Source organism: Mesorhizobium sp. B2-4-18, assembly GCF_006441385.1.
Taxonomy (GTDB): Bacteria; Pseudomonadota; Alphaproteobacteria; order Rhizobiales; family Rhizobiaceae; genus Mesorhizobium; species Mesorhizobium australicum.
On the sequence record NZ_VFUW01000004.1, the window covers coordinates 113,688 to 136,098 of the forward strand.

The window sequence follows — 22,411 nt, forward strand, 5'->3', positions numbered from 1 at the left end:
ATTGCAATGTCAAACTTCGGGACCTACGTCTTCGGCGTTCGAAACCTGCCCGTTCGGCTGGGCAAATCCTGGAGGCATCGATGTTCGATCCCAAGAAGCTTCTCGACGATCTGCTCGGCTCGCAAGTTCCCGGTGCTAGCGGCACGGTCCGCGACAAGGCCGGCCAAGCGGTGCAGATGGCCAAGGACAATCCGCTGGCCGCCGGTGCGCTGGCCGCCGTGCTGCTTGGGACCGGCGCCGGCCGGCAGGTGACGGGTGCCGCGGTGAAGCTCGGCGGACTGGCCGCCATCGGTGGTCTCGCCTACAAGGCCTACCAGAACTACAAGGCCGGCAACGCACCGGAACAGGTGCCCGCCGCCGGCGAGCCGGAATTGCTGCCGCCGCCCAAGGACACCGCCTTCCACCCGTCGCAGGCGCCGCAAGGCGAGGATGAGTTCACGCTGACCTTGGTGCGGGCGATGATCTCGGCGGCCAAGGCCGACGGCCATGTCGACGACGAAGAACGGCGGAAGATCGCCGGCAAGCTCAGCCTCGCCGGGATCGGCACCGATGCGGAAAAATTCCTGATGGCGGAACTGGAGAGCCCACTCGACCTCGACACGCTGGTGGCGGGTGCTCATACTGATGCGCAGAAGCTCGAACTCTACACGGCGTCGCGCCTCACGATCGACCCCGACACGCGCGCCGAGCGCGGTTACCTCGACCTGCTTGCCGGGCGGCTCGGCCTGCCGGACTCGCTGATCGACCATGTCGAGGCGACGGTTTCGGCGGCGAAAGTGCCCACGGCCGAGGGTACGCCACCCAATCCGCAGTGGTAACCCGGATTGGCACACAGGCCGTGGAGGCGTTAACCTTTCGTTAACTCAGGAAGCGCATGATTCTACACAGTCGGATCGGCTTTTCCTCCTCCCAAGCCCGGTTCAGATCAGGGCGGTCGCCAATGACCGCCCTTTTTGTCCGTCCTCGCCGGCTGCCCTCCAAGTAAATGGGTTCACTTTTCGAGGCCATGTCCCAGTGGCCGCGCTTGCCATCGCTGCCATCATTTGCGATGCCTTCTCCACCCGAACCAAATTTGTAGATCAGGCGAGCACGCACATCGCTGCCGGAGGACATCAGCCATGACCGAGCAAAAGACCGCCATCGTCACCGGGGCCGGCACCGGGATCGGCAAGAGCGTAGCCACGGCATTGCTCAAGGCCGGCTGGAATACGGTGTTCTGCGGGCGCCGCAAGCCGGTGCTGGATGCCGCGATCGCCGAGATCGGGCCGACCGAGGCCAGAGCGTTGGCGGTTGCCTGCGACATCAGCAAGGCCGGTGAGGTCGACGATCTGTTCGAGACCGTGGCGGAGGCTTTCGGGCGGGTCGATCTGCTCTTCAACAATGCAGGCATGGGCTACAAGTCGACGCCGATCGACGAGATCCCGGTCGAGGTCTGGAACGATATCGTCGGCGTCAACCTCACCGGATCTTTCTTGTGCGCGCGCGCGGCCTTCGGCGCCATGCGCAAGCAGAAGCCGATGGGCGGCCGCATCATCAACAATGGTTCGGTGTCGGCCTATGCGCCGCGCCCGGGCTCGGTGCCCTATACGGCGACCAAGCACGCCATCACCGGGCTGACCAAGACGCTGGCGCTCGATGGCCGCCCCTATGACATCGCCTGCGGACAGATCGACATCGGCAATGCATTGACCGACATGGCGCAGCCGATGACCGTCGGCGTGCCGCAGGCCAATGGCTCGATATCAGCCGAAGCGGTGATGGATGTCCAACGCGTCGCCGACGCGGTCGTGCACATGGCCAGCCTGCCGCTCGACGCCAACGTGCTGTTCATGACCGTGATGGCGACCAAGATGCCGTTCGTGGGGCGTGGGTGAGCAGCGGGCGCTGGCGGCGCTTTTGCCCGTGCCTCATTTTTCCGCCAGCGGCACGCCGGGCTTGAAGAGTAGAATGGGCCTGATCTCGTAAACGGCGGTCGGATTGACACGACGAAGATCGCGCGCGATCGCGATGGCGTCGTCCCTGGTGACGCAGTCGACGACATAGAGGCCGAGCAACTGTTCCTTGGTCTCGGCGAAGGGCCCATCGATGATCATACCGTCGCCCGGGCCGCGCAAGGTGCAGGCATCCCGTGTCGTTCCCAGACGCGCTGACGGCCCAAGCGTGCCTTCCGCATGAAGCCTGCCGTTGATCTTGAGCAACTCGGCCATCAGCGCCGCATCTTCCTGCGGCGTCAGCGCCTCGATCGCATCTTCCACGTGATAGGCAAGGATTGCGTAGAACATGCGAGATACCCTCATTGGTCCTGATACGGGAATTCGTAGCCGTTTTCGGTATGCCCGCACAGCCTTGGCTGCGCGCCTCCGGACGGCTCATGACACCGTCATGGAATGCGGTGGCAAGCTATCCGGCTCGCGCGGCGACGCTGATGCTCACTTGGCCAGAAACGCCCCGATCCGCTCCAGCGCGCGCAGGATGTTCTCCTCGGAATTGGCGTAGGAGAGCCTGATGTAGCCTTCGCCGAGAATGCCGAAATCGGGGCCGCCGATCAGCGCCACACCGGCCTCGTCGAGCAGGGCCGAGGCGAGTTTCTTGGCCTTCCAGCCGGTCTTCGAGACATTGGGGAAGGCATAGAAGGCGCCCTTGGGCGTGATGCAGGAGATGTTTGGCAGGGCATTCAGGCCCTCGACCACGATTTTCCGGCGGTTGTCGAAGGCGCGCATCATAGTGTCGACGTCATCCTGCGGGCCGTCGATCGCCGCGATGCCGGCGAACTGGCTTGGTGCGTTGACGCAGGACCAGCAATTGACCGCCAGCTTGCGCACCTTGTCGTAGAGGTGGGCGCCCTTGTCGCCGTTCGGCCAGATCGACCAGCCCATGCGCCAGCCGGTCATCGCCCAGGTCTTGGACCAGCCGTTGAGCACGATCAGCCGGTCACGGATCTCGGGAAAGCCAAGCAGCGAGCAATGCGTCTCGCCGTCATAAGTCATGACATCGTAGATTTCGTCGGAGAGAATGGCCACGTCTGGATGCTTCTCAAGCCCCTTGACCAGCTTCTCGATCTCAGCGCGCGGGGTGACGCCGCCGGTCGGGTTGGCCGGCGAGTTGAGGATCAAGAGCCTGGTCTTCGGCGTGATCAGCCCCAGCGTCTCTTCGGCCGAGAAGGCGAAGCCGTTCTCCTCGCGCATCGGCACCGGAATGGGGGTTGCACCGGTGAACTCGATCATCGAGCGGTAGATGGGAAAGCCGGGGTCGGGATAGAGGATCTCGGCGCCGGGCTCGCCGAACATCAGGATGGCGGCGAACATGGTTGGCTTGCCGCCGGGCAGGATCATCACCGCCTCCGGCGAGACCTCGACGCCGGTGGTCGTCAGCGTGCGCCGCACCACCGCCTCGCGGGTCGCCAGCAGGCCATTGGCCGGCGTGTAGCCATGGTGGCCGTCACGCAGCGCCTTGATCGCCGCCTCGACGATGTGCTGCGGCGTCTTGAAGTCGGGCTGGCCGATGCCGAGATTGACGATGTCGCGGCCCTGGCTCGCCAGCGCCGTTGCCCGCGCCAGCACGGCAAAAGCGTTTTCCTCGCCGAGACGGTCGAAGGCCGAAATCGTGTGGAGCATTTTTCCCGTCCCTGTGGTTCTTACTGTTGGCGAGCGTTTTTGTGAGCGTCCGCCCGCAAAAGTCAAACGGATTGGAGTTTTCGGTGTCGGAAAATATCAAAGACTGGCAGCCGCGCCCGCGCCCGGAGCGCAAGGTTCTAGAGGGCCGCTATGTCAGGCTCGAGCCATTGAGTGCCGCAACACATGGCGACGGCCTCTATGAAGCGTCGTCCGTGGCCGACGTCGACGGCCGCTTCGCGTGGCTGCCCGACTATCCGCCGGAAACCCGCGCCGCCTTCCAGCCCTGGCTGGACAAGGTGGAGGCGAGCGAGGATCCACTATTCTTCGCCATTGTCGACAAGGCAAGCGGCAAGGTCGCCGGCCGCCAGACGCTGATGCGCATCGATCCGACCTATGGCGTCATCGAGATCGGCAACATCTACTGGGGACCGCTCATCTCGCGCAAGCCGGCGGCGACGGAAGCGCAGTTCCTGTTCATGAAATACATCTTCGACGAGCTCGGCTATCGCCGCTACGAATGGAAGTGCAACAACCGTAACGAGCCGTCGAAGCGCGCGGCGGAACGGTTCGGCTTCAAGTTCGAGGGTATTTTCCGCCAGCATCTCATCGTCAAGGGTGAAAACCGCGACACCGCGTGGTATTCGATCATCGACAAGGAATGGCCGGCTTTGCGCAAGGCTTATGGAGCCTGGCTCGATCCGGCCAACTTCGACGCCAATGGCCAGCAGAACCGCCGGCTCGAGGATTTTCGCGCGGAATTCGGCGCCTAACGGGAGTTTGCCATTTGGCGCATATCCACGATCACAGCGGGCACGATCACGGCGGTGGCCATGTGCACGGCTCGACGGACAAGAAGCGCGTGCTGATCGCGGCCTGCCTGACCGCCGGCTTCATGGTGGCCGAGGCGCTCGGCGGCCTGTTTACCGGGTCGCTGGCGCTGCTGGCCGATGCCGGCCACATGCTCGCCGACGCCATTGCGCTCGGCCTGGCCTGGTATGCCTTCCATCTGGCGGGCCGGCCGGCAACCGGCCAGCTCACCTACGGCTTCGGCCGCGTCAAGACGCTGGTGGCCTACACCAATGGCATCGCCATTTTCGTCATCGCTCTGTGGATCGTCTACGAAGCGTGGGATCGCCTGCTGACACCGGCGCCGGTGCTGGGCGGGCCGATGCTGGTGGTGGCGATCCTCGGCCTGCTGGTCAATATCGGCTCCTTCCTTGTGCTGCATGGCGGCGATCGAGACAACCTCAACATGCGCGGCGCCATCCTGCATGTGCTCGGCGATCTGCTCGGCTCGGCAGCCGCGATCGTCGCGGCACTGGTCATCCTGGCGACCGGCTGGACGCCGATCGACCCGATCCTGTCCGTGCTGGTCTCGCTGCTGATCCTGTCCACCGCGTGGTCGCTGATGCGCGCCGCCGCCCACGTCCTGCTCGAAGGCGTGCCGCCAAGCCTCGATCGCGACCTGATCGCCGGGGACATTCAGGCAACGGTCCAGGGCGTGCGCGAGGTGCACCATATGCACATCTGGTCGCTCGACGGGTCGAGCAGCATGGCGACGCTGCATGCCTGCCTCAACGAGGGCGTCGATGCCCATCAGGCGGTCAGCGCCATCAAGAAGCGGCTTGCCAGCGAGCACGGCATCAGCCATGCCACCGTGGAACCGGAATTCGGCCGGTGCGCCGACGATGGCGACGACCATCATCACGAGCATGAGCACGATGCGGCCGCGCATCACGGCCACTATCACTAGGATCGATCGATGACCATTGATCGGACCCTCAGGAGTCCTCCAGCTTTGCAACTCAGCTCGATGAACGACCGCCGTTCCGGTGCGGCATGATGGACCGTGACACGCGCAATGCGGCCATTGCGGCGGTCTGGATCATGCTTCTGTTCGGCATTGCCGCTTTCTACCTGCCGACCGTGATGTTGGCACTCGGCAGTTATTCGACCGTGCTGGCGGGTATCTTCGGCACCGTCTTCGTGCTGGCGTTTTTCCTGGTGTTCTGGTTGCGCGCGCGCACCCAGCGCAAAAATCGGAAGTAAGGGATATCGGACATGCGCATTTTGATCACCGGCGCCGCGGGCATGGTCGGCCGCAAGCTCATCGCCCGGCTGGCCAAGGACGGCACGCTGCGCGGCGAGAAGATCACCGCGCTCGACCTGCACGACATCGTGCCGCCGCAAGCGCCAGCCATGGACGGCGTCAGCGTCGCGCTGCACACGGGGGACCTTGCCGAAGCAGGCGCCGCGGAAAGCCTGGTTGTGTCGCGCCCCGATGTCGTCTTCCACCTCGCCGGCATCGTGTCGGGTGAGGCGGAAGCGAATTTCGACCTCGGCTACCGCGTCAACCTCGACGGCACGCGTGCGCTGTTCGACGCCATCCGCCTGGCAGGGTTTGCGCCGCGCGTCGTCTTCACGTCGTCAATCGCCGTTTTCGGCGCGCCGTTCCCGGATGTCATACCGGACGAATTCCACCCGACGCCGCTGACCTCCTACGGCACGCAGAAGCAAATGAGCGAAGCGCTGCTGGCAGACTATTCCAGGCGCGGCTTCTTCGACGGCATCGGCATCCGGCTGCCGACGATCTGCGTGCGGCCCGGCAAGCCCAACAAGGCGGCGTCCGGCTTCTTCTCCGGTATCATTCGTGAACCCTTGAGCGGGCAGGAGGCGATCCTGCCGGTGCCGCGCTCGGTCGTGCACACCCATGCCAGCCCGCGCTCGGCGGTGAGTTTCCTGATCCATGGCGCGGAGATCGAGGGCGCAGCCGTGGGGCCGCGCCGCAACCTGACGATGCCGGGTGTCGCCGTCACCGTTGGCGAGCAGATCGAGGCGCTGGAACGGGTGGCTGGATCGCAGGCGACAAGCCTGATCCGCGAGGTGCCCGACGAGACGATCTGGGCAATCGTCAAGGGCTGGCCGACCCGCTTCGAGGCGCGGCGGTCAAGGGAACTTGGCTTCAGTGCCGAAAAGAGTTTTGACGAGATCATCCGCGCGCATATCGAGGATGAGCTGGGCGGCAAGATTCGGTCAGTAGCGCACGGTGCCTATCCCATTCCAACGGAATGGTAGGGTCTAAACGCTGCCCGTCAGGCTCGCGGACAGCAGCAGCAGTCCGAACAGGAAGACGAAGGCCGCGCCGCCGATCTCGACGATCGAGTGGATGCGGTTGCCCATGCGGCCGTCGCCGGCGAAATACACCGCCCAGTTCTTGGCGGTCACCGCCAGTGTGGCCAGGGCCGAGACGGTGATCGCGGTTCCGATCGACATTGCCAGCACCGACAGCAGGCCGCCGAGCCAGAGCCCGTTGAGCAGCGCGAAGCTGAGAACGATCAACGCACCGGAGCAAGGGCGGATGCCGACGGCGGCCACCGCCGACCAGGCGGTGCGCCAGTCGAAGCGGTCACCCGACAGCAGCGCCGGATCGGGCGCATGCGAGTGGCCACAGGTGTCGCAGACCTCGCCGCTGGCGTGGTCGTGATGCGCACGATCATGCGCGCCGTGGCCGTAATGATCGTGCGAATGGCCATGCCCATGGTCGTGATCGCCATGCCCGTGCAGTGCGTGGGAATGAGCGTGCGCCGCATGGTCGTGAGCGCCATGCGAATGGCCGGCATGGGAATGACCGGCGTGAGCCGCCGACAGGCTGTAGGCCGGGCCCTTGCCAAACAGGCGCAGGACGGCTGGGCCGAGCTTGCGCCACAAAAGCCAGGCGCCAAAGAGGGTGACCAGGGCAAAGCTCATGATCTCCATGAACCAGGCCGCATCGGTCATCGAGATGGTGGTGCCGCGCAGGACGAAATAGGCCAGCAGCATCACCAGGATCGCCGTCAGGCCCTGCAGCAGCGCCGAGACGAAGGACAATAGGATGCCGCGCTTCAGCGCCACTTCGTTGGCCACCATATAAGACGAGATCACCGCCTTGCCGTGGCCGGGGCCGGCGGCGTGGAAAATGCCATAGGCGAAGGACAGGCCGATGAGTATCCAGATCTTGCTGTTGTCCTGGCGCATTGCCTTCATGGCGGTCGCCAGCGCGCGGTAGAATTCCTGCTGCCTCAGATTGATCCACATCAGGATATGGGCGAACGGACCGGTGGTGGGTGCCATGCCGTCATTGACGCCGATGCCGAGCGAACTCTGGGCGTGCGCGGCATTGGCGAAATGCATCATGGCAAAGGCAAGGGCCAACAGGCCGACTGCCAAACGCAGGGACGGTTTCGAACAGTTCCCGATCGGGTTCACCGGATCTATCCTTCTGGCTGACAGGTCAGTTCGAGTTTGGTGGCAAAGATCTTGCTCATGTCGGTGCCTGTCGGATCGTTGAAGAAGGCATCCGTCAGGGTCTTCTGGTTTTCCTTGATCGCTTCGTCCGGGTCCGGCCGGACGACCTTGCTCGTGCAGTTCGACGGCAGGCCCTCGACGGTGATGTTGGAATCCTCGGTGAAGTCGATCGCCGTGTAGAAGGTCGGATCGTAGACGCCGATGTCGATCGTGCCGGACAGCTTGATCGGCGCCTTCGGTTCGGATTCAAACAGGATGATCAACTGGTCGTTGTCGAAATTGGCCATCAGATGCGGCGGCGGCGTCATCGCCACGTCCTTGCCGTCCTGCGTGACGAGCTGGAAATAATTGAACTCGGCCAGCGAGGCATGGACGGTGTCGGCGACCTCCTTCAGCTCCTTGTCGTCAAGCTTCAGGTCGGAGTTCTTGTCGAACTCCATCATCACCGTACTCGAAAACAGATCGTCGAAGCGCCATAGATGACGCAACGCTTTCACACTTTGGTGATCCGGGGACAGGATCACGTCGAGGCGCGCCTCGGCGAAGACGTGCGGATGCACCTCGGCCGGCCCAACGGCGGCAAATGTCGCGGCCAGGGCCGAAGCCAGCATGATTGCGTGCCGTTTCAGATGCATTCGCGGTAGCGATTCCCTTGGCTTTCGAAAGCGTTGTCGAAGGTTACCAGAAAGGGGGCGAAATTGGGACTGCCGGCGGATGTCACCTAAAAGTGCGCGAGGCTTTGGGATAGCGCCACGCACGCACGAGAGTTCAACGCGTGCGGTATCCGGGCTGGGGCGGGTCAGGCGCTCTCGCGCGTCCTGAACCACTGCACCAGGAAGTCGACGAAAACGCGGACCTTCGCCGGGAGGTAACGGCGATGCGGATAGACGGCGAAGATGCCGCCGCCCGACAGGATGCGGTCGTCGAGCACCGCCACCAATTGGCCGCTCTTGAGGTCTGGCGCGGCGATGAAATCCGGCAGGATGCAAAATCCAAGCCCCGACAAGGCCGCGGCGCGCGCGGCCATCGGGCTGTTGACCTCGATCGGGCCGGAGACGGCGATGCTTACCGGATCGCCATTGTCGCCCTTGAAGGGCCAGTTGTTCAGTCCGCGGCCATTGGTGTCGACGATGCAGGGCATGTGGCCGAGATCCTGCGGTCGTGTCGGCATGCCATGCTTGGCGATCAGTTCTGGAGAGCCGCAGAGCTTGATCGAAAACGGCGCCAGCCGCCTGGCGATCAGCGACGAGTTCTCCAGCCGCGAGATGCGCACGGCGAGGTCGAAGCCCTCCTCGACCAGATCGACGAAGCGGTCGTCGAGCTGGATGTCGAGCACGATGTCGGGATACTGCTTGGCGAAGTCGATCAGCGACTGGCCGATCGGCGCGTCGGCGAAGGTGCGCGGCGCCGACAGCTTGATGCGGCCGCGCACGTCGCCGGAGGATTCGCGCACGGCGTCGGCCAGGCTATCGACTTCGCGCACGATTTCCGAGGCGCGGCGGTAGTAGGTGTGGCCGGCCTCGGTCATCGAGAACTGGCGCGTGGTGCGGTTCAGCAGCAGAGCGCCGAGCTCGTCCTCCAGCTCGCGCACATATTTCGACAGCAGCGCCTTGGAGCGGCCGATCTTGCGCGCCGCCGCCGAAAAGCCCTCGGCTTCGACGACGTCGATGAAGGCGCGCATGCGGGTCAGTGTGTCCATTGTTCAGGCTCTTTGTGCTGCGTCGAGAAGTTTTCGGCCGAGCCGTATCAGGCCAATGTCGCTGCCGGAAGGGCCAAGCAGCGACAGGCCGAACGGAGCGCCGGCGACCGAGCCGATCGGCAAGGTGATCTGCGGAAAGCCGGAGAGCCCGGCCAGGCATAGAAGATGGAGCGCGCGTTCGCGGTAGGCCTGGAATTGCTCCGGTGTGCTGTCGATATAGGGTGCCGGACCCGGCACTGTCGGCAGGACAAGGAAGCCGTCCTTGCCAAGCAAGGCGCTGAGTTCGCCGCGAAAGGTCAGCCGGCGCACCTTCTCGGTCTGTGCCGTCCGGTCGTCGACCGCACGGCCAAAGCCGAACCGCTCCTCGACGCCGGGCCCGAGTTCGCGCTCGCCGCTGGTGATCCATTCGCCATGCACTGTCCAGGCCTCCCTGGCCTGCAGGCGGCGAAAGCACCAGTAGAGTTCGTCCGGGGACGAGCTGAAGCGCGTCGTTGGCATCGCCGGCGTGCCGAACACCGTGCCCACCAGCGCCTTCATTCCGGCATATTCGGCGGCCGCCGGCCGGGCGACCATCTCGTCCAGCCAACTGAGCGCCAGCGGACGGTCCAGGGAATGCTGGTGCGGATCGCGGCCAAGCAGCAGCTTGCCGACAGTCTCATAGGTTTCGATGTCGTCGGCGAACCAGCCGAACGTGTCGAAACTCGGCGCCAGTTGCATGGTGCCGTCGAGGGAAATGCGGCCATGCGTGGTGCGCAGCCCGATCAGCCCGCAGAAACTCGCCGGCGCGCGGATCGAACCGCCGGTGTCGGATCCCGTGGCGATGTCGGCCAATCTGCCCGCCACCGCCGCCGCCGACCCCGACGACGAACCTCCGGTGACACGGTCGGGAGCCGCGGGGTTCACCGGAAACGGAAAATGCGCGTTCTGGCCGAACAGAGCGAAGGCGAGTTCGTCGGTCTGCGTCTTGCCGATGAAGCGCGCACCGGCGTCGAGAATTGCCTGCACGGCCGGCGCCGTGCGCGAAGCGGCGTGGCCATTGGCGAATTTCTGCAAATTGCCGCAACCGGTGCGGTAGCCGGCAACGTCGTAAATATCCTTGACCGCCAGCCGCAGGCCGGCCAGGGGTCCAAGTTCGGCATGCGCCACCGGCATCTGGCGAAGGTCGAGAAAGGCGTTGAAAGGGCCGTGCGTGCCTGTCATCGTTCGATATCCGTATACGGTGGGCCAACATTGTTCGATGCCAGAAATTTTACAACCTGCGATACGATTTTTATTGATTGTGAAATGCTTCGCTCTTATATCGCGCTTGCCCAAAGTCGCACGTGCCTGTGGGTGTCCGCCGATCCTCGAATGGTGAGGGAAATCGGTAAGGTAACTGGAGCTAACCCCTCCAGTCGGTTTAGCGGCCAACCGCCAGACCGAGGACACCTTGAAGCAACGACGGTGCGGGCCTTTCTGGTTCTCTGCCGGTTGTCCAAAGACCGGGGTTACTGAAGAGGCACACCTTCATTGCCGGCAGTGCGGAACGGGGTTCTCCCAATCCAAGCCAAGGCAGACAAAGCGAACCGAAGCCGGGCAAGGCTAAGGTTCATCGCCGCGAGACGGCGTTTCATGGTTCCGGGGTCTCCACCGGCTGGTTCCATGGATTTTCCGTCCCGCCTTTGTTTGACCGCGTGTTCGCGAGGCCGACAGCCCGCGCCCGCACCCTTGTGCGCGCCGAAAGGCGCGATGGAGAAACCCGATGGCCACACAGCGCATCCTCGACTTCCTCGCCACCCGACGTCCGTCCGGCCCCTGCCTCGTCGTCGACCTCGACGTCGTCCGCGACAATTTCCGCGCCTTCGAGAAGGCTCTGCCCGATTCCAAGATCTACTATGCGGTGAAAGCAAACCCGGCGCCGGAAATCCTGCGCCTGCTTGCTGCGATGGGCTCGTCCTTCGACACCGCTTCCGTTGCCGAAGTCGAGATGGCGATGGACGCCGGTGCGCCGGCGGACCGCATCTCCTTCGGCAACACCATCAAGAAGGAGCGTGACATTGCACGCGCCTACCAGCTCGGCATCCGGCTGTTCGCGGTCGATTGCGTCGAGGAAGTCGAGAAGATCGCGCGCGCTGCTCCAGGCTCCCGCGTGTTCTGCCGCGTGCTGACCGATGGCGAGGGCGCCGAGTGGCCGCTGTCGCGCAAGTTCGGCTGCGTGCCCGACATGGCCGTCGACGTGCTGCGCCATGCCAGGGGCCTCGGCCTCGACGCCCATGGCGTGTCGTTCCATGTCGGCTCGCAGCAGACCGACCTGACCGCGTGGGACCGTGCTCTGGCCGACGCCAAGAAGGTGTTCGCGACGCTCGCGGAAGAAGGCATCGTGCTCAAGATGGTCAATATGGGCGGCGGCTTCCCGACGCGCTATTTGCGTGACGTGCCGGCGGCCCAGGCCTATGGCCAGGCGATCTTCTCGGCGCTGCGCAAGCACTTCGGCAACGCCATTCCCGAGACGATCATCGAGCCGGGTCGCGGCATGGTCGGCAATGCCGGCGTCATCAAGTCGGAAGTCGTGCTGATCTCGAAGAAGGCCGACAACGACAATGTGCGCTGGGTGTTCCTCGACATCGGCAAGTTCGGCGGTCTGGCCGAGACCATGGACGAGGCGATCCGCTATCCCCTCGTCACCCGCCATGACGGCAGCGAGACCGCGCCTTGCGTGCTCGCCGGCCCGACCTGCGATTCGGCCGACGTGATGTACGAAAAGACGCCCTATCCGCTGCCCTTGTCACTGACCATCGGCGACGAGGTGCTGATTGAAGGCACCGGCGCCTACACGACCACCTACTCGGCGGTCGCCTTCAACGGCTTCGAGCCTCTCCGATCCTACGTGATCTGACGGCTCATTAGAGCTGTTCAGATCATCCCAGGTGGGCGCCCGTCGCCCACTTGGGCTCGCCTGTGGAACATATCTCCGCTCGTGAAGGGATCGCGGAAATGGAAATGTCAGTCGAATTCGTAGCTCATGCGCCGGCCTTCGCCATGGTCGCCGAAACCGCTGCCGACGTGGCGGCGCGCGAAGCCTTGCTCGATCGCGCCATGGGGCCGAAGCGCAAGACCAAATCATCGGAGAAGCTGCGCCGCGGCCGCCGGCCCTCGGAGGGGCTTGCCTTCGTCGCACGCGATGCCTCGGGCGGCGTGGCCGGCACCGTGCGGCTATGGGATGTCACGCTGGGCGAGGGCGGTCCGCCAGCGCTGCTGCTTGGCCCGCTCGCCGTCGACCCGTCGCTCAAGAGTGCCGGCATCGGCTCGGCGCTGATGCGGCATGCCATCGCGGAAGCCGCGCGCCTCGGCCACGCCGCGATCCTGCTGGTTGGGGACGAGCCTTACTATGGCCGCTTCGGCTTTTCGGCTGCCAGGACCGGGGCGCTCGCCATGCCGGGGCCTTACGAACGGCACCGTCTGCTGGCCTTGGAACTGGTGGAGGGCGTGCTTGACGGCGCCAGGGGTACGCTGAAGGCGTCCGGCCGCAAGCTCAAGGCACAGGCGCCGACCTTGGCCGCATGAAGCCTTAAGCGCGACTGCCCTTCAAACGAAACGCCGCCTGAAAAGGCGGCGTTTCGTTTATCTCGAAGTCGTGCCTGTCAACCGATCAACTGGCTCAGCGCCATGGCGACGGTCATGTCGCCCTCGACCTTTATCTTGCCGGTCATGAACGCCATGGTCGGGTTCAGGTCACCCGCGATCAGCGAATCCAGATCGTCGAGCGACAGCTTGATGGTGCAGTCGGCGGGAGCGTCCGTGGTCGAGACGGTCGCGCCGTCGATGACGATGACGCCGTCGCTGCCGGTGTCGAACTTCACGGAACGGTCGAAGCCGCTGCTGGCCACGCGCGACTTGATCTTCTCGGCTATATCCTGAACGCTCACGCTGTTCTCCCTGTCTGGTTGCATCTGTCACGCTACGCACTTCGGTCCAGCCGAAGTTCATGCGGCATCACTGGCGATCATGATCGCTGCCGCATATAGCTTCGGATTGACGTTTACGTCAACGCGAATTGCAGGGATTGGCCCCAACGCCGACTGCTCTAGGGCCACCGGCACCGGGCCGATGGCTTAGTGCGCGCTGACCGGCTTGGGAGTCTCGGTCGCCTGGGTGCTGGCATCCTGCCGCCGACGCAGCCAGTTGTCGCGGATCTCATCCTTGCTCAGGAAATTGACCTGGTCGATCAGGACCTCATGGACCAGGGTTGCGCCGACCCGGGTGTTGATCGTGTCGCGGATCGCGGCGCGAAAGGCATCGAGGTCGAGCGTCGCCTTCTTGGTGAAGTCGATCTGGGGGTTGGCGTAGAGGTAGGTGTAGACCTGGTCGGTGATGAGCGCCTCGGCCGGGATCGACAGCTTCTTTATCTGCTCCGGCTCGACGGTGTAGACGAGCTTGGCCAGAAAATAGCCGTCGATCTTGGAGTCGTGGATCAGCGGCACCGAAATGATGTCGGTCTTGACGTAGTCCAGCCCGCCCAGCATCGGCTTGGGTTTCTCACCGACGCCCTGTTCACCGGCGGCCTGGAACGAATAGAACACCGCGCCGAGCGTGGCGGCGCAGATCCAGACCGCTATGGCGATGACCTTGATCATTTTGAACGCGAGCTCGGCATTGCCGCGCTCTAACCTTTCATCCTGCCGAACTCGCCGGCGGAGTAGGTGCCGTCGGTCTCGGCGCGCTGGATGGCACTGCGCAGCAGGCTGGCGACCTCGTTGACGGCGCTCAGATGCGCCAGGATAGCGGCTTCGTTCTTCGCCAGCTTCTGGCGCAGCCGGGTCAGGCCCTCGCGGTGCTGCTCGAGGAACTCGGCTTCGCTGCCGCCCTTCATGGCCCGGGTCAGCTCGTAGAGATAGCGGCTCTTGCGGGCGTTCGACGCCTTGAGGTCATAGCTTGTATCGCTGCGGATGCCGGCGGTCTCTTCCTCGACCACCTCCTCGATGCGGCCGATGATGGCGGCAAGGTTTCCAGGCCGCGCGAAAGGAGTCGGTGCGTCCGACGCGGTGGTGCGCGCGGGCAGCTTGGCGGTGAATTCCGAAGAGTCGGCCATGTGTTTCCCAGTCCTAGATCTTGATGTCTGTTTTTTTGGTTGTCTCGTCGCCGGTCATCGACTTGGCGGCCTTGCGCTGCAGCTCCTGGACGAGCGAGGTGGACAGACGGGTCTGCTGATCGATCTCGGTTTTTTCCGGCCCATTCGAGACCGGGCCGATCGGAATCTTGCGCTTGCCGTCCATGTAGTGGTCGGCGAGCAGCGACTTGGCGATGCCGATGCCGCCGCGGTCAGCCATGACGTCGGCGACACGCTCGGCGAGCTGCGATTTCCACATGTCGCCTGCGAGACCCGTGCCATAGACGCCCTCGGTGTCCTTGGGCAGCATGTTCTGGATGAAGGTCTGCAGGACCATCGCCTCGAACTTCTTGAACTTCTTGGCCGGGTCGGCTGTCGCGGCGGCCTTGTCCGCCGTCTCGCGCGACAGGATCGAGCCGGCATCGAGCGAAGCCGCAGTGTCGACCGAAAACGTGCCGGCGACGCTGCCGGCGCGCTTGGTCAGCGCGGCGCGGGCAGCCTCGATATCCATCGGATCGGCAGCTCGGGCGACATCCATCACGATGTCGCTGGGTGGAGAAATCGCCAAGAAGGTCCGCCTTTTGCCGGGTTTCCTTAGCCAGGACCATGCCTCAACAAGCTTGTGGCAGGCTTGCGGAGGCGGGCTTGATCTGGTTTCTCCGGGTCCAAGCCGTCTAGCCACCTTCCGTCAGGAAGCAGGAAGGCCAGCTCTCGACAGCATTTCGAGGAATCTCGCGTGATGATGATCCTTCACATAGCGAGGCACAAAGCCGGGGCAGACATTGCCCAGGTTGAGATGAGGAAGTTGTGACAGGCAATGGTGTATGGCCCTAGAGGCTTCTTCGTTGTTTCCGGTCGCCGACGCGGACGCGGCCCAGTAAAGGGCGCCGCGAACAAATCCCGGCTTTGTCCTGACCACCCTGCGGGCGACTTCGAGCGCCCGCCGATCGTCGCCGCCCGCAAACAGTGCGACAACCAAGCCATGATGACGCCAGAAATCGATGACGTCATGCGTTCCGAGCCGGATTGCCTCGTTCGCCTCTCGCACTGCTTCGTTTACCTCTCCGCGCAATGCCAACAGCATCGAAATGTCGCCGTGGCCGGTCGGATAGCTTGGATTGAGACTGATCGCGTGCTGGCATTCGGCGATCGCTTCGTCGATGCGGCCACAGCTTTCGAGCGCGAATGACAGGATGCAGCGGGCAATTTCGTCGTCAGGCACCGCCCGTACCGCCGCCGCCGCAAGCTCGACCGCCCGCTCGATCTGGCCCGGCTCCCTAGGTAACGAGCCGAACGCCACGCCCATTGAAATTATAATCGAGAGCGTCCGCTTCGCACGCGCGTTGTCGGCGCCTATGGAGACAGCTTTCTCGGCAAGTTCTAGCCCGATCAGAAGCGAGTCCCGGGTCATCTCGAAATACTTCATCAAAGCTTCGTTCACCAACCTGCGCACTTCGGGGGGACCAGGCGGGCTCTTGTCGCGGACTTTCCAGTTGGTCAGTTGAAGGTCGAGGATCACGGCCAAGACAACAGACTGTGCGATCCTGTCCTGGAATTCGAGCGCATTCTCGGACTGCCCGTCGAACTTCTGGGCCCAGACGTTGTGGCCGCCAGCGGCATCGACAAGCTGGATGTTCACCCTCAGCCCATTGCCCGATCTCTGGACGCTGCCGCTAAGCACGTATCGCGCACGGAGCGTTCCCGGGATCTTGGTTCCTTCGGCACCACTTTTCTCCGCAGGCGGCTGTGCGGAGAGCACGACGTAATCGGCCACCTCGGAAAGAGCCGTGGTGATATCCTGCATGAGCCCCTTGGAGAAAAAGTCGTCGCCTTGCTTTCCGGTCAGATTGATGAAGTCGGCAACGCTGATCGATGGGCGCCCGTGGCGCTGGTTGGCTGGAACAGTATTTGCCGACTGTGTATTCGACGCCGTATCGGCAGACAGCATGGATTGCCAAAGCGCTCGCGTTTCCGGGCCGACCTCGACCCCGAATTCTTTCTTCAACATGCTTCTGCAAACTTCGTATGTCCTGATCGCCCTGTCGCGTTGACCCGACGCAAGCAGTAATTCCATCTTGAGCCGATAGGCCTCTTCCCGCGTCGGTTCCATGACGAGAACGCGATCGACCAGTATGATTCCGGTTTCCGTGTCAACGAGACGGGCCAATTTTTCGAAAGCTTCAAGTGCGCGGCTCAGCAATCTGTCGCGTTCGGATGCGACCCAGCCATCGAACCCATCGCTTCCCAGATAAAACCCGTCGAGGAACGGCCCGTTGTAGTTCGCCAGAGCCTTTTCGAGTTCCGGCACAGAACGGGCCGTGAGGCCTGCTTCGAACTCGTCCACGTCAACCCGAACCGCGTCTGGCGTGAGGCCAATCGATTCCCCGCGGGAATGGATAAGATTCACGCCTGCCCGCGATAAATCCCGGCGCAGAATACTGAGGGTTTGCCTCAGACTGTTGCGGGAGTGTTCGCTATCGCTGTCACTCCAGAATAGATCAGCCAGCCTCTCCCGTGTCGCTGCCATGCCTGGAGACCGGGACAGATAAGCGATGATCGCAGGCCCTCGTTTTCCTGTCAGCCGGAGCGAATCCGCCATGGCATTTTCGATCCTGAAACCACCGAAGAGTGAGATTCTATTTGTCTCGTCCTTCTCTTCATTTTGCATTTGCTCTCCCCGCCTGACGAAATTCTAACTCAAAACTAACGCTTCGCAAACAGTAGCGCCCCACCCTCAAGCGCTGCCGTGATGCAGGATCGTCTAGGTCCGGCGAGTTAGGGGGCCGAGTCATCAAGAACTTGGCTTGAGGGGTGCCGGGTGTCTGAGATCAGAGCCAATTTGCTGCTGCTGTTGGCGGCCGCTATATGGGGCCTCGCCTGGCCCGATCCCTTCCGTAGTGCAGTGCTCGCCAGCCGGTTGCCGGCAATGCTAGCGACAACCGTAGCCCTCGGGGGGACCTTCCCGCGGGTCTGGTTGGGCGAGTCCTTCGCGGCGCTCGCCATGCAACTGACTTTGCTGGGCTGTTACCTTCTATGGACCAAGGCGGATCTGCTGCTGCTCGGCGTGCGGAGCAAGGCTCTTCGCGAGATTTCCACATGTTGAAAAAATGCTGTTTGAAAATGCCCGTTCTTGAGGTGGAGAATAACATGTTGGGTAGTATGCATCGGGGCGTAGGTGCCCTGTCCGTAGCGGCCTCTTTTCGCGAGCAGGCGTGCGCGATATGCAGGGGTACCCTGATATCGGGGACAGAGCGGTCAGCCGAAGGGCCAGCAAAGCGTGCCGGCCTATTTTTGGCGCTGGTAGGGACACTTGGAGCTTCGGTGGTTTGGGCGCCGCAGGCCTGGGCGGCCAACGTCGATGTTGCCGTAGTATTCGCTGTCGATTTCTCATCCTCGGTCGATCCAAAGGTCGCCGATCTACAGCGCGAAGGTCATGCTGCGGCACTTACTTCTCCAGAGATCATCGCCGCCATCGCGCGCAATTACGTCGGCTGCATCAGCGTTGCCTACTTTGAGTGGTCAAGTCCCGGACACTCACGCGTCGTGCTGCCGTGGACAAACATCTGCGGGCTGGAAGACGCCAGAGCGGCCGCATCGGTGATTAGCAAGAAAGGAGATACCGGCTTCGCCCGTCGGGGGCGGAGCGGAACGTCCGTATCGTCGGCTATTGATGTCGGTACCCTTCTGCTCGACCAGTTTCCGGGAACGGCAGCAAAGAAAGTAATCGACATCTCAGCCAACGGCGAGAATAATGATGGGCTTCCTGTTCAGCCGAGCAGGCTGAACGCCGTTGCCAAGGGGTATACAATCAACGCGATTGCCATTCCAACGCAGGATGAGGATCCCGATCAACCGTTGGCATCCTATTTTGCCAAATCGGTCATTGGCGGCTCCCAAGCCTTCGTCATAACGCCGAAGGGACCGAGTGACTATGTGATGGCCCTTCGCCGCAAGCTGGTTACGGAAGTAAGCATGGACGTTAGCCGGCAGGCGGATGGACTCTCTACGCAACATTGATGAGTTCGGGCAACGTTCCGGCTCCGCCAATTACTCCTGTCCCCGCTTCTGCGCGATCAGGTCAAGCCGCTCGCGGTCTGATGTCTCGCGCTCGTCGCGGTTGCGCAGGTCCCTGTAGGCGCGCTCGACCATGTTCGTGCGGGCGGTTGCCGCGGCGATGAGGCCGGCTTCCTGCCTGGCGCTTTCCAGGCTCTCCTCCTGGCGCACGACGGCCTGGGCGATGCGGCGATGATAGAGATCGGGGAACAGGCTGGAGAGGGAATTGTCCTGGTCGAAATGGCTGATCAATTCGCGGGCCTCGGTCTCGGCGGCGCTTGCCGCGGCGACGAAGGTGGCGTGGCGGGTCTCGTGCAGGGCTTTCAGCTGTTCCTGCACCTTGACCAGTTTCCTCAGGCGATCCTTGCGCGTGCTCATGTCACCTCGCCAGCGTGAGGTCGACGAAGCCGTCGACGAACAGCGACAGCATGGTGCCGGCGGCGAAATAGAAGATCAGCATGCCGCCGGCCATGACGAAGGGCTGCGAGATGAAATAAATCGGGATCTGCGGCGTCAGCTTGTTGACGAAGCCGATCGTCAGATTGACGAGAATGGCGTAGGCGACGAACGGGCTGCCGAGGCGGATGACCAGGAAGAAAGTGTCCGACACGGTGTCGGTGATGTCGACCAGCGCCGCCTGCGGGTTGAAGAAGACGTTGACCGGCGCGACCGTGTAGGACGCCACGAGGGCGCGGACGATCTCGTGATCGAAGTCGAAGACGAACAGCATCAGCAGCGCCGAGAACGAAATGATGGCGGCAAGGGCTGCCTGCGGCTCCGGTTCCTCGATCGCCGGTCCGCCGGAACCGCCATAGCCGATCAGCATGGCGATGGCCGAGCCCATGAAGCGAAGCGCCTCCATGTAAAGCCTGGTCATGGCGCCGATCAGCCCGCCGACCAGCAACTCCGAGATGATCATCGGCACCAGGATCTGCGGACGCGGATCAACGAAGGGAAAGATCTTGTCCCACAGGAAGGCAAGCAGGCCGCCGGTGGCGGCGATCGCGACGAACAGCCTGACCTGGACCGGGACGCGGGCGCTGGACAGGCCAGGCATCAGCATGAAACAGGCGCCGATGCGGCAGAAGGCGAGGAACGCCGCGATGACGACGGCCTGCGAGAGAACGCTCACGATATGGTCCCGAGCACCCTGATCTCGACGCCCTTGGCGATTTCGACATGGGAGAGCACCGGCAGCGTGGTGAACAGGCGCTCGATGATCATGCGCACATAGGGGCGGGCGTCGGGCGCGGTGACGAGGACAAAACGCTCGCCGGCTTCGAGGTGTTTCTTGATCGCCTTGGTGGCGTCCTGGCCGAATTCCTCCAACTGGCGCGGATCGATGTCGAATTCGCGCACCTCGCCCTTGGCGTCGCGCTTGAGGCTCTGGTGGAAGGCAAGGTCCCAGCGGTTGCCGAGGCGCAGCACCTTGAGCACGCCGCCTTCGGAGAGGTCGCCGCAGATCTGCTGGGCCATGCGGATGCGCACATGTTCGACGATCTGCTCGGTGCGGCGCACATGCGGCGCGATCTCGGCGATGGCCTCGATGATGAGATGCAGGTTGCGGATCGAGACGCGTTCGGCAAGCAGCAGCTTGAGCACCGCCTGCAGGCCGGGATAGGAGATGTGGGTGGTGCAGATCTCGTCGGCGAGCTTGCGGTATTCCTGGTCCTGGCGTTCGAGTAGCGCCTTCATGTCCTTGTAGGACAGGAGCTGCGGCAGGTTGTTGCGGATGACTTCCGAGAGATGGGTGAGCAGCACCGACATGTTGTCGGCGAAGGTGAAGTTCTCGCGCTTCAGATCCTCGGCGAAGGTTTCCATGACGGAGTAGGCGCGCATGCCGAAGGCGGGCTCGCGAATTTCCTCGCCGGGGATTTCGGGCATGTCGCGGTTGCCGAGCAGCACCATGATCTCGCCGACGCGCATCGAATATTCGGCGACCACGGTGCCGTGCACCTTGATCTGGTAACTTTTCGGCGGGATGGCGAAGTCATCGGCGACGCGCACTTCCGGCACGACGAAGCCATACTGCTGGGCGAATTTCTTGCGCATCTTGGACATGCGGAAGACCAGTTCCTGATGCGAGACCAGGAGCCGGGTCGAAAGCTGCTTGCCGATCAGGAGTTCGATCTCGGCGGTGGCGAGCGAGGCCTTGACCGAGTTCTTTTCTTCCTCGGCCTTGCTCGCTTTTTCCTGGCTCTTCAGCGCCTCGGCCTCGGCGACGGCCCGGTTGTGGCGCATTGGAATGACATAGCCGAGGCCGGCCATGCCGGCGGCGAGCGCGAAGAACGGGAACAGCGGCAGGCCGGGCATCAGGCCGAGCAGCACCAGCAGTGCGGCCGCCACGTAGAGCGCGCGCGGATGGGCGCCGAGCTGGCCGAACACGGCCTGGTTGGTCGAGCCGCGCGTGCCGCCCTTGGAGACCAGCAGGCCGGCGGCGAGCGAGACGATGAGCGCCGGGATCTGAGTGACGAGACCGTCGCCGACCGACAGCTTGATGAACACGTCGGCGGCCTCGCCCATGCCCATGCCGTGCCTGATGTAGCCGATGGCGATGCCGCCGACGATGTTGATGGCGGTGATGATGAGGCCGGCGATGGCGTCGCCGCGGACGAATTTCGAGGCGCCGTCCATCGAACCGAAGAAGGAGGATTCCTCTTCCAGTTCGCGGCGGCGCAGTTGCGCGGTCTTGTCGTCGATCATGCCGGCGGAGAGGTCGGCGTCGATCGACATCTGCTTGCCGGGGATGGCGTCGAGGGTGAAGCGCGCACCGACCTCGGCGATACGGGTGGCGCCCTTGGTGATGACGATGAAGTTCACCACGATCAGGATCATGAAGACGATCAGGCCGATGACGAAATCGCTGGCCATCACCAGCTTGGAGAAGCCGGCGATGACATAGCCGGCGGCGTGCGTGCCCTCATTGCCATGCGACAGGATCATGCGCGTGGTGGCGATGTTGAGCGACAGGCGCAGCATGGTGGCAATGAGCAGCACGGTCGGGAAGGACGAGAAATCGAGCGGCCGCTGGATCCACAGCGCCACCATCAGGATCAGCACCGAAAGCGCGATCGAGAAGGCAAGCCCGATGTCGATGAGAAAGGCCGGGATCGGCAGGAACAGAACGGCCAGGATGACGACGATGCCGAGCGCGAAGAAGACGTCGCGGCCGTTCTTGGCCACCGCGCCGGGCTGGATGCTTTCGCTGATCGCCATTCTCGTCCTCGAACCCCTGGGCTGCCGAGCATGCGACAGCCCGGCGAGGGTAGCTGGCCAAGCTTGCGCGAGGGTGGGAGAGTGACGGGATCGACTCTCTCGCGAAGGACACTTCATGCTGCTGATCATCGGTACGATCCGCCTGCCGCCCGACAGGTTCGACGAGGCAAGGCCGGTGATGGAGCGCATGGTTCGCGCCAGCCGCGCCGAGGACGGCTGCCTTGAATATTCCTATGCGCAGGATGTGCTCGATCCCGGCTTGATCCGGATCACCGAGGTGTGGCGCGCCAGACCGGCCCTGGATGCGCATTTCCGCTCGCCGCATCTTGCCGACTGGCGCGCGAGCTGGCCGGGGCTCGGCATTGGCGAGCGCAATCTCGTGCTCTACGAGGCCGGCGAAGCCATGCCGACCTGAGCGGTCCGGCGGCTAGATCCTCGCCGGCTCCGGCTCGGTGTACG

At 63.4% G+C, this 22,411-nt stretch carries 25 protein-coding genes; 11 read left to right on the plus strand and 14 right to left on the minus strand.

The genetic code is table 11. The features are described 5' to 3' along the window. Positions 1-80 precede the first annotated feature (80 nt). Positions 81-818, plus strand: coding sequence for a tellurite resistance TerB family protein (locus tag FJ527_RS11190; RefSeq protein WP_140823128.1), 738 nt, complete (start codon positions 81-83; stop codon positions 816-818). A gap of 300 nt (positions 819-1,118) precedes the next feature. Further along, positions 1,119-1,874 carry an SDR family oxidoreductase gene (locus FJ527_RS11195; protein ID WP_135881316.1) on the plus strand — a complete coding sequence of 252 codons (756 nt, stop codon included), beginning with the start codon at positions 1,119-1,121 and terminating at the stop codon, positions 1,872-1,874. A gap of 33 nt (positions 1,875-1,907) precedes the next feature. On the opposite strand, the gene FJ527_RS11200 is transcribed toward FJ527_RS11195, so the two are convergent. Both FJ527_RS11200 and FJ527_RS11205 read right to left on the minus strand, forming a co-directional pair. After that, positions 1,908-2,282 carry a YciI family protein gene (locus FJ527_RS11200; RefSeq protein ID WP_015315862.1) on the minus strand — a complete coding sequence of 125 codons (375 nt, stop codon included), beginning with the start codon at positions 2,280-2,282 and terminating at the stop codon, positions 1,908-1,910. A gap of 147 nt (positions 2,283-2,429) precedes the next feature. Beyond that, entirely contained in the window at positions 2,430-3,614 is a 1,185-nt protein-coding gene (locus tag FJ527_RS11205; RefSeq protein WP_140823129.1) for a pyridoxal phosphate-dependent aminotransferase, read from the minus strand. A gap of 83 nt (positions 3,615-3,697) precedes the next feature. Between FJ527_RS11205 and FJ527_RS11210 the strand changes: the two genes are divergently transcribed. The 4 genes from FJ527_RS11210 (at position 3,698) to denD (ending at position 6,689) form a co-directional block, all read left to right on the plus strand. Next, a complete protein-coding gene (locus FJ527_RS11210) occupies positions 3,698-4,384 on the plus strand; it encodes a GNAT family protein (RefSeq protein ID WP_140823130.1) in 687 nt (228 codons plus the stop codon). 14 nt (positions 4,385-4,398) lie between these two features. Beyond that, a complete protein-coding gene (locus FJ527_RS11215) occupies positions 4,399-5,367 on the plus strand; it encodes a cation diffusion facilitator family transporter (RefSeq protein WP_140823131.1) in 969 nt (322 codons plus the stop codon). Positions 5,368-5,453: 86 nt separating this feature from the next. Next, a complete protein-coding gene (locus FJ527_RS11220) occupies positions 5,454-5,663 on the plus strand; it encodes a hypothetical protein (protein ID WP_015315870.1) in 210 nt (69 codons plus the stop codon). Between the two features lie 12 nt (positions 5,664-5,675). Further along, entirely contained in the window at positions 5,676-6,689 is a 1,014-nt protein-coding gene (gene denD, locus FJ527_RS11225) for a D-erythronate dehydrogenase (protein WP_140823132.1), read from the plus strand. Between the two features lie 3 nt (positions 6,690-6,692). Here the strand turns inward: denD and FJ527_RS11230 are convergent, their stop codons facing one another. From FJ527_RS11230 to FJ527_RS11245, 4 genes are all read right to left on the minus strand, one after another. Then, a complete protein-coding gene (locus FJ527_RS11230) occupies positions 6,693-7,787 on the minus strand; it encodes a nickel/cobalt transporter (RefSeq protein ID WP_246677713.1) in 1,095 nt (364 codons plus the stop codon). Positions 7,788-7,864: 77 nt separating this feature from the next. Then, the gene (locus FJ527_RS11235) at positions 7,865-8,533 is read right to left on the minus strand and encodes a DUF1007 family protein (RefSeq protein WP_140823133.1); all 669 of its coding nucleotides are present in this window, start codon (positions 8,531-8,533) and stop codon (positions 7,865-7,867) included. Positions 8,534-8,697: 164 nt separating this feature from the next. After that, entirely contained in the window at positions 8,698-9,597 is a 900-nt protein-coding gene (locus tag FJ527_RS11240) for a LysR family transcriptional regulator (RefSeq protein WP_015315874.1), read from the minus strand. Between the two features lie 3 nt (positions 9,598-9,600). Then, positions 9,601-10,797: an amidase gene (locus tag FJ527_RS11245; RefSeq protein WP_015315875.1), complete on the minus strand. Its 1,197-nt coding sequence runs from the start codon at positions 10,795-10,797 to the stop codon at positions 9,601-9,603. A 541-nt stretch (positions 10,798-11,338) separates the two neighbouring features. On the opposite strand from FJ527_RS11245, the gene odc2 reads away from it, so the two are divergent. Next, positions 11,339-12,472 carry an ornithine/lysine decarboxylase gene (gene odc2 / locus FJ527_RS11250; protein WP_015315876.1) on the plus strand — a complete coding sequence of 378 codons (1,134 nt, stop codon included), beginning with the start codon at positions 11,339-11,341 and terminating at the stop codon, positions 12,470-12,472. A gap of 98 nt (positions 12,473-12,570) precedes the next feature. After that, positions 12,571-13,140, plus strand: a complete 570-nt coding sequence (locus FJ527_RS11255) for an N-acetyltransferase (protein WP_015315877.1) — start codon at positions 12,571-12,573, stop codon at positions 13,138-13,140. A gap of 77 nt (positions 13,141-13,217) precedes the next feature. On the opposite strand, the gene FJ527_RS11260 is transcribed toward FJ527_RS11255, so the two are convergent. From FJ527_RS11260 to FJ527_RS11280, 5 genes are all read right to left on the minus strand, one after another. After that, a complete protein-coding gene (locus FJ527_RS11260; RefSeq protein WP_015315878.1) occupies positions 13,218-13,502 on the minus strand; it encodes an SCP2 sterol-binding domain-containing protein in 285 nt (94 codons plus the stop codon). A 186-nt stretch (positions 13,503-13,688) separates the two neighbouring features. Continuing rightward, positions 13,689-14,210, minus strand: a complete 522-nt coding sequence (locus tag FJ527_RS11265) for a hypothetical protein (protein ID WP_015315879.1) — start codon at positions 14,208-14,210, stop codon at positions 13,689-13,691. A 29-nt stretch (positions 14,211-14,239) separates the two neighbouring features. Next, positions 14,240-14,665, minus strand: a complete 426-nt coding sequence (locus tag FJ527_RS11270; RefSeq protein ID WP_015315880.1) for a hypothetical protein — start codon at positions 14,663-14,665, stop codon at positions 14,240-14,242. A gap of 13 nt (positions 14,666-14,678) precedes the next feature. Further along, on the minus strand, positions 14,679-15,251 hold the full coding sequence (locus FJ527_RS11275; RefSeq protein ID WP_015315881.1) for a rod-binding protein: 573 nt from the start codon (positions 15,249-15,251) through the stop codon (positions 14,679-14,681). A 120-nt stretch (positions 15,252-15,371) separates the two neighbouring features. Further along, a complete protein-coding gene (locus FJ527_RS11280; protein WP_015315882.1) occupies positions 15,372-17,351 on the minus strand; it encodes a BTAD domain-containing putative transcriptional regulator in 1,980 nt (659 codons plus the stop codon). 150 nt (positions 17,352-17,501) lie between these two features. Between FJ527_RS11280 and FJ527_RS11285 the strand changes: the two genes are divergently transcribed. Together FJ527_RS11285 and FJ527_RS11290 are read left to right on the plus strand one after the other, a co-directional pair. Continuing rightward, positions 17,502-17,786 carry a hypothetical protein gene (locus tag FJ527_RS11285; protein WP_246677707.1) on the plus strand — a complete coding sequence of 95 codons (285 nt, stop codon included), beginning with the start codon at positions 17,502-17,504 and terminating at the stop codon, positions 17,784-17,786. A gap of 44 nt (positions 17,787-17,830) precedes the next feature. After that, positions 17,831-18,700 carry a DUF1194 domain-containing protein gene (locus FJ527_RS11290; RefSeq protein WP_140823302.1) on the plus strand — a complete coding sequence of 290 codons (870 nt, stop codon included), beginning with the start codon at positions 17,831-17,833 and terminating at the stop codon, positions 18,698-18,700. A gap of 30 nt (positions 18,701-18,730) precedes the next feature. Here FJ527_RS11290 and FJ527_RS11295 read toward each other — a convergent pair whose 3' ends face one another. From FJ527_RS11295 to flhA, 3 genes are read right to left on the minus strand one after another with little or no spacing between them, the layout of a single operon-like run. After that, positions 18,731-19,114, minus strand: a complete 384-nt coding sequence (locus FJ527_RS11295; RefSeq protein WP_140823134.1) for a hypothetical protein — start codon at positions 19,112-19,114, stop codon at positions 18,731-18,733. A gap of 1 nt (position 19,115) precedes the next feature. Continuing rightward, positions 19,116-19,868: a flagellar biosynthetic protein FliR gene (fliR, locus tag FJ527_RS11300; RefSeq protein ID WP_140619428.1), complete on the minus strand. Its 753-nt coding sequence runs from the start codon at positions 19,866-19,868 to the stop codon at positions 19,116-19,118. Beyond that, positions 19,865-21,952 carry a flagellar biosynthesis protein FlhA gene (gene flhA / locus FJ527_RS11305; RefSeq protein ID WP_140823135.1) on the minus strand — a complete coding sequence of 696 codons (2,088 nt, stop codon included), beginning with the start codon at positions 21,950-21,952 and terminating at the stop codon, positions 19,865-19,867. The genes fliR and flhA overlap by 4 nt, the downstream gene beginning before the upstream one ends. A 115-nt stretch (positions 21,953-22,067) precedes the next feature. On the opposite strand from flhA, the gene FJ527_RS11310 reads away from it, so the two are divergent. Next, positions 22,068-22,367, plus strand: coding sequence for a putative quinol monooxygenase (locus FJ527_RS11310; protein ID WP_140789075.1), 300 nt, complete (start codon positions 22,068-22,070; stop codon positions 22,365-22,367). Positions 22,368-22,411 lie beyond the last annotated feature (44 nt).

Excerpts from the sequence above, each read along its gene's own strand:
- FJ527_RS11190 (WP_140823128.1), top strand. The coding sequence starts at position 81 with ATGTTCGATCCCAAGAAGCTTCTCGACGATCTGCTCGGCTCGCAAGTT.
- FJ527_RS11195 (WP_135881316.1), top strand. The coding sequence starts at position 1,119 with ATGACCGAGCAAAAGACCGCCATCGTCACCGGGGCCGGCACCGGGATC.
- FJ527_RS11200 (WP_015315862.1), bottom strand. The coding sequence starts at position 2,282 with ATGTTCTACGCAATCCTTGCCTATCACGTGGAAGATGCGATCGAGGCG.
- FJ527_RS11205 (WP_140823129.1), bottom strand. The coding sequence starts at position 3,614 with ATGCTCCACACGATTTCGGCCTTCGACCGTCTCGGCGAGGAAAACGCT.
- FJ527_RS11220 (WP_015315870.1), top strand. The coding sequence starts at position 5,454 with ATGATGGACCGTGACACGCGCAATGCGGCCATTGCGGCGGTCTGGATC.
- denD (WP_140823132.1), top strand. The coding sequence starts at position 5,676 with ATGCGCATTTTGATCACCGGCGCCGCGGGCATGGTCGGCCGCAAGCTC.
- FJ527_RS11230 (WP_246677713.1), bottom strand. The coding sequence starts at position 7,787 with ATGATGCATTTCGCCAATGCCGCGCACGCCCAGAGTTCGCTCGGCATC.
- FJ527_RS11235 (WP_140823133.1), bottom strand. The coding sequence starts at position 8,533 with ATGCATCTGAAACGGCACGCAATCATGCTGGCTTCGGCCCTGGCCGCG.
- FJ527_RS11240 (WP_015315874.1), bottom strand. The coding sequence starts at position 9,597 with ATGGACACACTGACCCGCATGCGCGCCTTCATCGACGTCGTCGAAGCC.
- FJ527_RS11245 (WP_015315875.1), bottom strand. The coding sequence starts at position 10,797 with ATGACAGGCACGCACGGCCCTTTCAACGCCTTTCTCGACCTTCGCCAG.
- odc2 (WP_015315876.1), top strand. The coding sequence starts at position 11,339 with ATGGCCACACAGCGCATCCTCGACTTCCTCGCCACCCGACGTCCGTCC.
- FJ527_RS11255 (WP_015315877.1), top strand. The coding sequence starts at position 12,571 with ATGGAAATGTCAGTCGAATTCGTAGCTCATGCGCCGGCCTTCGCCATG.
- FJ527_RS11265 (WP_015315879.1), bottom strand. The coding sequence starts at position 14,210 with ATGATCAAGGTCATCGCCATAGCGGTCTGGATCTGCGCCGCCACGCTC.
- FJ527_RS11270 (WP_015315880.1), bottom strand. The coding sequence starts at position 14,665 with ATGGCCGACTCTTCGGAATTCACCGCCAAGCTGCCCGCGCGCACCACC.
- FJ527_RS11280 (WP_015315882.1), bottom strand. The coding sequence starts at position 17,351 with ATGCAAAATGAAGAGAAGGACGAGACAAATAGAATCTCACTCTTCGGT.
- FJ527_RS11290 (WP_140823302.1), top strand. The coding sequence starts at position 17,831 with ATGTTGGGTAGTATGCATCGGGGCGTAGGTGCCCTGTCCGTAGCGGCC.
- FJ527_RS11295 (WP_140823134.1), bottom strand. The coding sequence starts at position 19,114 with ATGAGCACGCGCAAGGATCGCCTGAGGAAACTGGTCAAGGTGCAGGAA.
- flhA (WP_140823135.1), bottom strand. The coding sequence starts at position 21,952 with ATGGCGATCAGCGAAAGCATCCAGCCCGGCGCGGTGGCCAAGAACGGC.
- FJ527_RS11310 (WP_140789075.1), top strand. The coding sequence starts at position 22,068 with ATGCTGCTGATCATCGGTACGATCCGCCTGCCGCCCGACAGGTTCGAC.